Below are 11,892 nucleotides of genomic sequence, written 5' to 3' on the forward strand. Positions count from 1 at the left end.
GTTAAAGCATTTTAAGCTTATTAAGCATATTTTTTGCGCTCATACTGTCCTGCGTCCTGTGCGCGGCGTCATAAAGCGACGCCAGCTTTGTAAGCGAGTCTATAAGCTTGTTTTTCATCTGTTTTTTCGTGTAAATGTCAGTTAAAATTTCATGCACTTCTATGTTATCGCCGTCCACATTTAGCACTTTGTTTGCCGCAAGCATGGTGTGGTCAAGGTCGCCCTGGCTTTTAAGCATACGTACCACTTTCATATAATATTCGGAAGATGTCTTTAACTCTCTTAACTTAAGAAATACATCGCCTATCTGGTCAAGCAGTTCTTCGCTTTCATTTATTATTGCCGGGTCCATTGAAAGAAAAACAGATTTTGCTTTTTCAAAATCGTTCATCTTGTAGCATATTTTTCCAAGAAGCAGTTTTTCTTCAAGCGTAAGGGAATATTTCTTTTCCAGAATTTTTCTGGCATCTTCATATTTCCCGTCTTTAAAAAGAAAGTATGAAAAAAACTGTTCGCCGTATGTTATCCCAAGTTCCATCGCCCTTTTTGACACGCCTTTGCCTTCTGCCACAAGGTTTTTTTCCGCTAAATTTATAAGCACATCCTTAAACATCTCTTCAGCTTCCTCTTTTTTGCCGTTTTTTACCATGTCTTCCGCTATCATTGCAAGCGCGTCGGTATTTTCTTTCTGCAGGTTTATTATCTTTTTGGCCAGTTCCAGACCCTTGCTGCTGTTGTTTTTTTCAACATATATCCTTAACGCCTTAACATAAGACTCTATTGCGTTGCCAATATCCGTCTGTTTTTCATATACCTCGCCTAACATCATAAATAATTCAGGGTTCATTTTATCGTTTGTAAGCGCCTCTTTAAGCGCCGGCAGTGCGGAAGCATCTCCGCCATCCTGTTTTTCAAACATATCCTTTGCCTTAACCGATTTGGAAATGGTTTCGTGCAGCGCCTTGCCGTCAAGGTCAAACTTTTTGGGGTCAAGTTTTGATATTTTTTTATTCAAAAACGACATTTTTGTCGGGTTTGCCTTTATCTGCGGGTCATTTAACACGCGCAGATAATGTTCAAACGCTTTTCTATCTTCGCCCATTTTGGAAAAGGCGTCGCCTATTGAATTGTGAACATTAATGTCATCAGGATCGGTTTTAAGCAGTTTTTCATACTCTGCTATAACCTTTACCCATTCGCCTGCCTGGGCATATCTGGTGACTGTTTTTAATATATCTTTTTTAAGCTCCATTAGTTTCCTTTTCCAGCAGTTCTTTCGGGTATTCCATTATAACAGTTTTGGGGCTGTAAACTTTTACCGGTTCTTTTTTGCCCTTTACCATTATAGGCGTAAGTTCTTCATATTCAATATAATCTTTTGTCTCCAAATATGTGCTTTCGCTTACCCATACCTGACCGCCCGGAGCATTTGCTTCAAGCCTTGCCGCAAGGTTTACATTATCGCCAATAACAGTATAATCCATTTTCTGGGGTGAACCCATGTTTCCGGAAACCACATCCCCGGTATTTACCCCTATGCCTATCTGCACCACTATCATATTTCTTCTTTTTCTTATCACATTTAATTTTTCCACGCCTTCCCTTATTGCCATTGCCGTCCTTACTGCGCGGTATGAATCATCCGCTTTGGGAAAAGGCACGCCATATACCGCCATTACGCAGTCACCCACAAACTTATCAAGAAGCCCTTCAAATTTAAACACCTTGTCGGTCTGAAGTGTTAAGTATTCATTTATAACACTTACAACCTCTTCCGGCTGAAGATTTTCAGACATCGCGGTAAAACCCCTGATATCTGTAAACATCATTGTGGCTTTTACTTTTGTCCCGTGAAGCTGAAGTTTATTGGGGTCTTTTAAAACCTGCTGCATTACTTTATCTGACACATAAGTGGAAAACGCGCCTTTTAATACTTCTTTTTCTTTTAAACTTTTAGCCGTTGAATTAAAAGCTTTTGTCAAATCGCCTATTTCATCGTGCGATTTGGTGGGAATAACCACATCATAATTTCCTTCCCCGATTTTATTGACGCCTTTAACAAGCAGCTTTATGGGTTTTACCATAAAATTTACCAGCAGCACCGTAAAAAGTATTCCGGCTATAAGCCCTATTATTGTAATAAGAGCGACTTTAACAGAAGCCACGGCCACGCTTTCGGTTATTATCTGCGTGGAAACCGTAAGGTGAACCTCTCCTATCATATGTTCATTCATACCAAGCTTTGCTATTAAGGGTACCGCAATATCAAAATAACTTTTCCCGTTTTCTTTATATTCCTGAATAAGCACATCATTTTCTTTTTGAACCGGTTTTAAACCCGCAGGAAGGGTATAACTTTCATCTATCCTTCTTACTTCATCTGCAGATGCTATGCTTCCGTCTTTTTTTACCACAACCGCTTCCATAATGCCTTCATTTTTAATAATTTCTTTCTTTTTCTGTTCAATTATATCTTCCTTTAATATCTTCACTATCCGGTCATATAATTCCATTTGTGTCTCGTCAAATTTGGTTTCCTGTACTGCCTCTCTGGCAAGTTTTGAAAGCGTAAGTTCATCATCGTTGGTCAGCGCTTCGGACGCATTATTTGCAAGGTTAACTGCAATAGCCGTACCGCGCTGCTTTATTTGGTTTGAAAGAACATCGCTTTCGTGATTATAAATAAATACGGTGACAACCGTCATTATTCCGGCAAACAACAGCCCCACCAAAAAACTGAACTTGGCCCCCAGTGAAATTTTTAATCCTTTATTTTTTTTCTTTACCGCTTTTTTTTCTGCCATTAGGCTTTTCCTCCTTCCTTATTAATTACCTCAATAAACCTTTCGGTTATAACAGGGTCAAACTGCTTTCCTTTATTAAGCCTAAGTTCATAAACGGCCTCTTCTTTATCCAGCGCTTTTCTGTGCTCCCTTTCGGTTGTCATGGCGTCATAAGCGTCCGCTACCGCAAGAATCCTTGCTTCTACCGGAATTTCTTCGCCTTTCTTGCCGTCAGGATATCCGTTGCCGTCAAACCGTTCGTGGTGCGCCACTATAATAGGAACCACATCTTTTAAAGCATCAATATTTTTTATTATCTTGGCGCCAATTTCCGGGTGTTTCTGTATTTCAAGCACATCATCAGCCGTAAGCGGGTCTTTTTTATCTAATATTCTTCTTTTAACCCCTATATTGCCCACATCTTTTAATATGGCAGCCACCCTTAAATTTTCCGCCCTTTTGGGTGAAAGCCCTGCTGCAACTGCTGTTTTAAGCGCCATCTTTGAAACTCTTTTTGCGTGCGCGGGAATATATTTATCCTGGGTATCCACAGCCACCGTAAACGCGTTTAAGATGCCGTCATAATAATCCTTAAGCTTATCCGTCATGCCGTTAAAACTGTTTGCAAGCTCCTGAAATTCATTTCCCGCGGAAATTTTTATCTTATAACTTAAATCCCCGGCTGCAATTTTGTTTGTCCCACTTACAAGATTATTCAGCGGATTCATCACCCTGTGCATAAGGGCTATAACAAAAAGTATTGATATAATAATTACACCTGCCGCTATACCGGCGCTTTTAACATATACTTTGAACAGCTTTTCTTTTACGTATTCATTATCAAAACCGGCGTAAATCTTTCCCACTTCTGTTTTACTGTGCCCGGCCTTTACATCCACGGTTCCGGAAAAAGCAATCACTGAATAATCTCTGCCTTTATATTTCAAAGAAACATTATTTTCACCCGTTACAATCTGCGGCAGCCTGTTTTTTAAACCGGCTCCAAGCAGTGAAGAATCATTGCCGGCTTTCACGTCTCCGTCTCTTCCGGTTATAATAAGGTAGACAAGCCCTTCAGTTGAAATCATTTCATTAAGATATGTGTTAAGCGTCACCTCATCATTATTTAGAAGCGGTTCCGCGGAAACCCCCTTGAAGTAATTTATTATGATGACCGCTTTTTCGTTTATCTGCCCCTGTATTATTTCTCCGGCATCCCTTACAAGCACAACAGTGGTTGCCGTGACAGAAAGAATGACAATGGCAATTATTCCTAATATCAACTGGCTTCTGATTTTCAAAAAAACCTCCGCTAAATGCTGTAGGAATATAATATCACAACGGTAAATCAAGGTCAACAATAGCCATTTTTTTGGGGGGAACAGGCCAAGCGGCTGATAAATTTTCAAATTTTGTTCCGGTTTCGGCTGTTTAAAAATTCACGCGGGGAGTATTACAGTCTTAAAATGTATTTTGTTAGTCTTGTCTAACTTTACCTTGTTCCACGTGGAACATTCTGGCGGGGATAAGTTCTTTTAAATTTTCCGGATAGGTGGTCGTGATAATTATTTGTTTAAACTGTTCAAGCGTCCTTCCAATAAATCCCCGGTTGGGGTTGTCAAGTTCGGAAGAAAAATCATCAAGCATAATTACCGGGTAAGTATTTTTTCTTTCTTTTATAAAAAGCCCCTCTGCAAGTTTTAATAAAATGGCGGACACCCTCTGCTGGCCTTCAGACGCAAAAGTTTTTGCTTTTCTGCTGTTATAAAATATTTCAACGTCATCACGGTGAGGCCCTATTAAAGTCACGCCTCTTAAAATTTCGTCATCAATTTTTGTTTTAAAATGATTTTCATATTCGGCTTTTATGTCATCCGGTTTGACTGACATAAAATTTTTGGAAAGGTACGTCATAGACACATCATTTTTTTCCGATGAAAATTTTGAAGCAAGAATTGAATTCAGTTCTTCTATGGCTTCAAATCTTTTCAACACTAAAAGCGTTCCGTTATTTTTAATCTGTTCATTCCATACATCAAGGTTAGAAATATTTATTTTCTTTTCTTTGATCCCTTTAAGCAGATAATTTCTGTGGCTGACTTCTTTTGTATACTTTACCAGTGTCTCAAAATATTCTTTGCTTACCTGGCACAGCATCTGATCAAGATACTTTCTTCTTAAAACCGGTTCGCCTTTTATTATCTGTATATCTTCCGGAGAAAAAAGTACAACAGGAATTTCACCTATTATGTCAGCCATCTTTTTTATTTTAGTGTTATTAATTCTTATACTTTTTTTTCTTGATGCCGCGGAATAATCAAGTGAGAATAATTTATCAAGGCCGCTTATCTCTGCTTCCGTATATACCCGGCATGAATCACAATTTTCTTTTACAATTTCTTTATCATCAGAAGCTCTGAAAGATTTCCCCAATGACAGCCAATAGATGGCTTCAATAATATTTGTTTTACCGGAACCATTCTCACCATGAAAAACATTTATACCCTTAACAAGCTGTATATCAAGTGATGAATAGTTTCTAAGGTTTGAAAGTTCAATCTTTTTTATGTACATCCTGCCTCCATAAATATATTTCTGATGAGACAAAGATACACTAATAGAAATATATTTTCAAGACATATATTCTTAAGCAACTTTATAGATTGTTCCACGTGGAACAATTTGCAAATATTCTATATTTGATAACTATGATCTTATAAATTTCTTTCCTAAGTTGTATTTTACATCAAACATAGAAAATTTTTACATGTAACTGATATGTAAAAGAATATTTTCATCTATAACATCATTAGTTTGCCATAAAGTAATTAATATCAGTTATTTGAATCTTATCAATACCATATTATACACTTAAGCTTGTGTATTTATCTGCCGATATTGATTCAATACTGTATATTTTAATGGCATAAATCTGAATTACCGGCACACTTAAGTTATTGTTCCACGTGGAACAATAGGTACTACTAAAAAATATATATTTGATGTAATTTAACCGTCTTAAAATTGTCATTTGATAATATGCAGGAATATTTTTTAAGCATTAGTTATGGATATATAATATTAAGTATATTCTTAATGTCAGCATATTGTCTATTTGTTTGAACACGCTAAATTGTTCCACGTGGAACAATGGATGTAATAATAAGGATTAATTGTTTTTAATCATATTATTATCCGGAAGACAATCAATACAAACAAAGTACAAAAATAAATATATCTGAAATAACTTCTGATTAGCTTACAAAAATTTCAATGATTAAATATTTTAAGGTGTTGATGTAATAGAATCTTTCACCTTTAACAAAAAGCAATTTATGAAAGTATAAACTATTTTGCTGATTAAAAATATATTTCAATACATTCAAAATAGTTTAAATATTTTACAGACAAATATATCCGCATAAAATTATCCGATGAGGTTATGAAAGTCTTTATGATTTAAAAAATAATTTGTCAAAATATTGTGATTGTTCCACGTGGAACAATTTAGAAGCTGATAGGTTTTATCTTAATTTTCTGAAATGTTCTTGGATAACAATTTGGTGTGTCCCCTGTCCTGCTTAAAATTACAATGTGCCGTTTTCCAAGATCAAGCGGCAAAGTATAATCGTAAATATTTTCAAATTTTAATTTCAGTTCTTTATAAATATTTCCATCACTCTTAATTTCTTTAACCTGGTCCGCGCTTGCAAAATAATAAATTTTTCCTTTAAGCGCGCACAGCGGCGATGTCAGTTCCATTGCAGTTTTAAATTCCGCAAACGCCCTCATAGTCACCGCTGAAAATTTTTGCCTTAACTTTTTATCACGCGCACATACTTCACTGCGTTCCTGAATTACTGATACATTTTTCAGTTCAAGTTTATTAATGACATCTTTTAAAAAATTTGCTTTCTTGCCGTTTGATTCAATCAGTGTAACTTTAATATTTTCATTTATTATAGCCGCGATAATTCCCGGAAGGCCGGCGCCGGTTCCGGCGTCTGCAAGTGATGATGGTATGTCTTTTCCCATTGCGCCTGACAGGTGAAGTGAATCCAGAATGTGTTTTACCGCCACTTCTTCAGGGGCTGTAATTGCCGTAAGGTTAAACTGCCTGTTCTTTTCAATTAACTCATTTGAGTAAATGAGTATCTTGTTGAACATTTCACCGCTTATAACAGCCGGGCTTTTCTCTAGATGCTTTTCAAGTGCAACTTGTAAGTTCATAAAAACATTATGGCATACAGAGTGCCTGCGGAAAACACTTTTTTTCTTAATTGAAATTAACCCGCTCTGTGATAATATGAAGTATGAAAAAAAATAACACGGTGAAAAATGATAACTTTTAAAAGCATCCGTCAGGGGCAGCAGCAGAAATTTTTTAAGGATACATCCACCCTTGCGGCTATGTGGACCTTTAACCCGGATGGCAGTGTTGTAAAAGAAGGCGAAACAATTTCCGGAGAAACCGCCTGTGTGAAAATAGATTCAGCCGGCATCAAAACTGCCGCAAAAATAACCTATGAAAACAATTCTATAAAAGACGGTATTGTTACCTGGTACTTTGACAGCGGCAAACCGGCGGAACAGGAAACCTATCAGGACGGTGAAATTTCCTGGCCATATAAAAGCTGGTTTGCGGACGGCAGCCAGAAAAATGAACGCACTATAAATGAACTTACAAGCGAAGCTGTTAACCGCACCTATTACGAAGGCGGCATCCTTAAACTTAACGAAACCTACCGTGACGGAATTAAACACGGAAGTTTTATAACTTTTTACGACAATGGAAATAAAAAGTTAGACGGTTCTTACAAAAACGGAAAAGAAGAAGGCGCTTTTAAACTTTACTACCCTTCCGGATCCATTAAGCTGGAAGGCATTTACATTCAGGGAAAAGAAAACGGTGTCCATAAACTTTACTATGAAAACGGAAATTTAATGGTAAAGGAAACCTACACATCCGGAATCAAAAACGGGCCTGTTCAGAAATATTATGAAAACGGCACCCCAAAAATGACCGGTGAATACATAAACGGAAAAGAAAACGGAAACTTTACCTTATATTATGAAAGCGGCGGGGTTAAACTGCAGGGTATTTATAAAGAAGGGCTTGAAGAAGGCCCGTATAAACTTTTTTACGAAACAGGCGAACTTAAAGTGGAAGGCGAATATCTAAACGGCGAAGAACACGGATTTTATAAACTATACTACAAGTCCGGAAAACTTAAAGTGGCGGGCGCGTATAATAACGGCAAGCAGCAGGGGCTTTATAAAATGTACCACCCTTCCGGCGAAGTTCAGGTGGAACAGTATTTTGAAGAAGGCATACCCTCGGGCAACTATACAAGTTATTTTGAAAACGGAAAGGTTAAACTTGAAGGGCGCTATAAAAACGGAGAACTTACAGATGTAAAAAAATATACAGAAGAAGGCACTCTTGCTTAATAAATTTTTTAATCTTTCAGCCGGTAAAATAAAATATAATTGCTGCCCTGCCTGCCCTTCTTAAAAAAACCTTAAACGCTTTTACCGCAAATTAACAGCTGTCATTTTTCTTAACATATATTTCACCTCAAATATGTATTAAACCGGCGCTCAAAAAAACATTCTTATATGTTATAATTTCACGCATGAATAAATTCAATCTTGAAAATTACGACTATGAACTTCCCGAAGGGCTTATAGCGCAGTTGCCAAGCCCCCAAAGGGATAAATCACGCCTTATTGTGGTTGATAAACATACAGGCGTACTTGAACACAGGCTGTTTGAGGACATTACCAATTATTTAAAACCCGGCGACTGCCTTGTCTTAAACGATACCCGCGTTATACCCGCGCGTATTTACGGAAGGACAAAAACAGGAGCCGCGATAGAACTGCTTCTTCTTTCATTTAAAGAAGGCCAATGGGAAGCCATAATGGGAAATTCACGCAGGGTTAAAGAAGGCGATTCCGTTATACTGGATGGTAATATTACAGCTGTCATTAAACAAAAAAACGGCAAGACGGTTATGGTTGATTTTTCGGCCGGCAGGGAAGAAGTAATGAAGGCTTTTCAGAAACACGGTAAAATACCGCTTCCGCCGTATATAAAAGAAGATGACAGCGCTTTTCACAGGGAAAGGTATCAGACTGTATATGCCAGTAAAGAAGGCGCTACAGCCGCTCCAACTGCGGGACTGCATTTTACCCCTGAACTTATTAACAGAATTAAAAAATCCGGTGTATCTGTGGAATATATTACTCTGCATACCGGGCTTGGCACTTTTGCTCCGGTGACAGAAACTGATATAAGAGAACATAAAATACATAATGAAGAGTATGAAATATCGCAAGCAGCGGCCTGCGCCATAAACGGCGTGAAAAAATCCGGCAGCAGAATTATAGCGGTAGGCACCACATCTTTAAGAACCCTTGAAAGCGCCTGCAGCGAAGGTAAAATAGTAAGCGGCAAGGGCAATACTTCCATATATATATACCCTGGTTATGAATTTAAGGCCGTAGACTGCCTTATAACCAATTTTCACCTTCCAAGAACGACGCTTCTTGCGCTTGTTTACGCGTTTGCCGGAGAAAAAAACACCAAAAACGCCTATAAAACAGCCATTGAAAACAAATACAGGTTCTTTTCATACGGCGACGCTATGCTGATTAAATGATAAACCCCTTATTTACTGTTGACACTTCCATAAAAAGCATATATTATAAAGGAAAATATACCTTATGAGGTAAAAATGGGCGTGAAAAAAGGCAATTTAATTGCAGTGCTTTCCTTATTATTAATATCTTTCATGCTTCCTTCTGCTGTTTTAGCACTTATAGAAGAAAATACCAAGCCTGTTTTAAAGAAGGTTTTATATTTTGTAATGGAAGACAACAAAGGCAGATATCAGATTGGAACCATGAATGAAGACGGCACAAAAAAAGAAATTCTTACCTCCCTTGGAAATAACTGGTCGCCATGTGTTGATCCCACAGGAAATAAAATAGCCATGTTTTCTGACAGAAACGGATCTGTTAATTTATATATAATGAATGCTGACGGCACCAGGCAGGAAGCCCTTACAAAATACACTTCAAATAAAGTAATCCCCGACCTTTATAACAAGGGGCTTATACAGTGGGACAAAGAAGGAAAAAATATTTATTATTTAATGCATGGAAACATCTGGTCAGTTGATAAAGGCGGCCTTTCGCAGTCCGCTTTAACACAGCACCACGATGTGACTTCATTTAAACTTTCACCAAATTTCGCAAAAATTGTTTTCTTCAGGGAAAAAACAAAAAATAACAGCGGCATCTTTGTAATTAACATAGACCTTACCAACGAAATACAGCTGGCTAAAAGCGAAATAATATTTCCTTCCTTTGACTGGTCCGGCGATGATTCAATAATTTATTCCGACAATGCCGGAATAAAAACAATAAACGCGTCAGGACTTGGCATTAAAGTGTTATTTTCAACAAATTATATAAAAAACGAATTGGCATTCAACAGGGCAAAACTTGAAGCCAAGCAGCAGGTTTTTTCATACATAAAAAACACTGAAAAAAACATTCCTGTGATTTACATAAATAAGACAGAGGTAAAACAGCAGAAAGACCCCAAAGCAGACCTTAAAATAACAGACAAACCCGGCTACAGCGCTGTGTTTTCAAAAGACGGAAAGTTTATCTATTATATTGAAAACTATGATATTTACAGCCTTGAATATGAAACAGGCAAAAAGAAAAAACTTACAACATTTTTTAAGGCATTTTTTCCTGTCCCTTCAGAAATAGAAGATACAGCCGCCATGAAAGGTAATAACAGATGAAAAATAAACTTTTAATAATCTGCATCCTTTTTCTGTGCGTTATTATTCCTTTCAGCGGGTGCAAAAAAAAGAAAGCAGAAATTAAAGCGGTTCCCACTCCCGTGCCTACCGCCGTGCCCGCGCTTGATAAAATAGTATATACATCAAACGGCTCCCTTCACTGGATAGACCGCGACGGTAATTCAAAGCAGGAACTTTTCCCTGACGGAAAAAGTAAATGGTTTCCAAGTGTTTCGCCGGACGGCTGGACAATTGCGTACTGGGTGCAGCAGAACGGATACTTTAACCTTTGGACGGGAAATTTAAGAAACAACAGGGCATCACAGATAACTTTTGACCAGGACTCCCTTGAAGGCGACACCACAAATTTAAAGATGAGCAATCCCGGCGGCTGGACAGCCGATTCAACCGAAATAATATATTCACGCCACAAGAATATCTGGAAGATAAGCAAAGAAGGGTATAACCCTGTTGCGCTGACAGACACACACGACTGCGTTTCCCCGTCGCTGTCAAAAGACGGTAAACTGATTTATATAAAAATAGAAGATGCAAACACGTCCAACATATATTCAAGGGAAGCCGACTTTGTAAATGAAACGCGCCTTACAACCTACACCAACAAAAAAGCCGCTTCGCCTTCTTTTTCGCCTGACGGCAAAAAAATTGTATTCACGCTTTTTGAAGGCGAAACATCAAACATCGCGGTTCATGACATTGCTTCGGGTAAAACAGAAGCCATAACCCTTGACGGAAAAAGCCACTCCCCTGTTTATTCATATGACGGCAAAGATGTCATTTTTGTTAATTTTATAAACAATAAATACATTCCGGAAATATGGATAATGAGGCCTGATGGCACCAACAGAATGAAAATTGCAGGCGACGGCGGCGTTTCGCCTTATTGGCTGCACAGAATTCTTGATGCACCGCTTCCCACATACACGCCCACGCCGGCTCCCGCATCCGCAGATAAAACTTTGCCGGCGGTTGTTCCCGGTAATAACGCAGTTTCACAACCCGCTGCTGTTAATACGGTACAAACCACAGCCGCACCAATAAAAGCCACAGTAAAAAAAGGCAGCAAACTTTCCGCTAATATAGCACAGCCACAACCAACACAAACACCAATTACTTCTATCCCGGGCACTGTTGCCACACCAATCCGCGCTGTACCTAATAAATCCACAGGAGCCGGCTGGTAAGTTAGCCCTTGCCGAGGTAGTTTCGAGGTTTATACCCAAGCTATTATCATAAGTTAATAACGAGCGACATCACGCCCTTAA

At 38.2% G+C, this 11,892-nt stretch carries 9 protein-coding genes; 4 read left to right on the forward strand and 5 right to left on the reverse strand.

The window, feature by feature from the left end; all coding sequences use genetic code 11:
* Position 1: 1 nt before the first annotated feature.
* The 5 genes from CVV21_09065 to rsmG all read right to left on the reverse strand — a co-directional run bounded on the left by CVV21_09065 (position 2) and on the right by rsmG (position 7,013).
* A complete protein-coding gene (locus CVV21_09065; GenBank protein ID PKL91353.1) occupies positions 2-1,252 on the reverse strand; it encodes a hypothetical protein in 1,251 nt (416 codons plus the stop codon).
* Positions 1,242-2,804: a hypothetical protein gene (locus tag CVV21_09070; GenBank protein ID PKL91354.1), complete on the reverse strand. Its 1,563-nt coding sequence runs from the start codon at positions 2,802-2,804 to the stop codon at positions 1,242-1,244. Before CVV21_09070 ends, CVV21_09065 begins: the two co-directional genes overlap by 11 nt.
* Positions 2,804-4,084: a hypothetical protein gene (locus CVV21_09075; protein PKL91355.1), complete on the reverse strand. Its 1,281-nt coding sequence runs from the start codon at positions 4,082-4,084 to the stop codon at positions 2,804-2,806. Before CVV21_09075 ends, CVV21_09070 begins: the two co-directional genes overlap by 1 nt.
* Positions 4,085-4,259: 175 nt before the next feature.
* A complete protein-coding gene (locus CVV21_09080; protein ID PKL91356.1) occupies positions 4,260-5,357 on the reverse strand; it encodes a DNA replication/repair protein RecF in 1,098 nt (365 codons plus the stop codon).
* A gap of 933 nt (positions 5,358-6,290) precedes the next feature.
* A complete protein-coding gene (gene rsmG, locus CVV21_09085; GenBank protein PKL91357.1) occupies positions 6,291-7,013 on the reverse strand; it encodes a 16S rRNA (guanine(527)-N(7))-methyltransferase RsmG in 723 nt (240 codons plus the stop codon).
* Positions 7,014-7,121: 108 nt separating this feature from the next.
* Between rsmG and CVV21_09090 the strand changes: the two genes are divergently transcribed.
* The 4 genes from CVV21_09090 to CVV21_09105 all read left to right on the forward strand — a co-directional run bounded on the left by CVV21_09090 (position 7,122) and on the right by CVV21_09105 (position 11,811).
* The gene (locus tag CVV21_09090; protein PKL91358.1) at positions 7,122-8,234 is read left to right on the forward strand and encodes a hypothetical protein; all 1,113 of its coding nucleotides are present in this window, start codon (positions 7,122-7,124) and stop codon (positions 8,232-8,234) included.
* Positions 8,235-8,419: 185 nt separating this feature from the next.
* Positions 8,420-9,448, forward strand: a complete 1,029-nt coding sequence (locus CVV21_09095) for a tRNA preQ1(34) S-adenosylmethionine ribosyltransferase-isomerase QueA (GenBank protein ID PKL91359.1) — start codon at positions 8,420-8,422, stop codon at positions 9,446-9,448.
* A gap of 75 nt (positions 9,449-9,523) precedes the next feature.
* Positions 9,524-10,606 carry a hypothetical protein gene (locus CVV21_09100; GenBank protein ID PKL91360.1) on the forward strand — a complete coding sequence of 361 codons (1,083 nt, stop codon included), beginning with the start codon at positions 9,524-9,526 and terminating at the stop codon, positions 10,604-10,606.
* Positions 10,603-11,811, forward strand: a complete 1,209-nt coding sequence (locus CVV21_09105) for a hypothetical protein (protein PKL91361.1) — start codon at positions 10,603-10,605, stop codon at positions 11,809-11,811. The genes CVV21_09100 and CVV21_09105 overlap by 4 nt, the downstream gene beginning before the upstream one ends.
* The last annotated feature ends 81 nt before the right edge of the window (positions 11,812-11,892 follow it).

Source organism: Candidatus Goldiibacteriota bacterium HGW-Goldbacteria-1 (assembly GCA_002839855.1).
Lineage (GTDB): Bacteria > Oederibacteriota > PGYV01 > PGYV01 > PGYV01 > PGYV01.

Bases quoted from the DNA above. Each gene is read 5' to 3' on its own strand.
- CVV21_09065 (PKL91353.1), bottom strand. From the start codon at position 1,252: ATGGAGCTTAAAAAAGATATATTAAAAACAGTCACCAGATATGCCCAG.
- CVV21_09070 (PKL91354.1), bottom strand. From the start codon at position 2,804: ATGGCAGAAAAAAAAGCGGTAAAGAAAAAAAATAAAGGATTAAAAATT.
- CVV21_09080 (PKL91356.1), bottom strand. From the start codon at position 5,357: ATGTACATAAAAAAGATTGAACTTTCAAACCTTAGAAACTATTCATCA.
- rsmG (PKL91357.1), bottom strand. From the start codon at position 7,013: ATGAACTTACAAGTTGCACTTGAAAAGCATCTAGAGAAAAGCCCGGCT.
- CVV21_09090 (PKL91358.1), top strand. From the start codon at position 7,122: ATGATAACTTTTAAAAGCATCCGTCAGGGGCAGCAGCAGAAATTTTTT.
- CVV21_09095 (PKL91359.1), top strand. From the start codon at position 8,420: ATGAATAAATTCAATCTTGAAAATTACGACTATGAACTTCCCGAAGGG.
- CVV21_09100 (PKL91360.1), top strand. From the start codon at position 9,524: ATGGGCGTGAAAAAAGGCAATTTAATTGCAGTGCTTTCCTTATTATTA.
- CVV21_09105 (PKL91361.1), top strand. From the start codon at position 10,603: ATGAAAAATAAACTTTTAATAATCTGCATCCTTTTTCTGTGCGTTATT.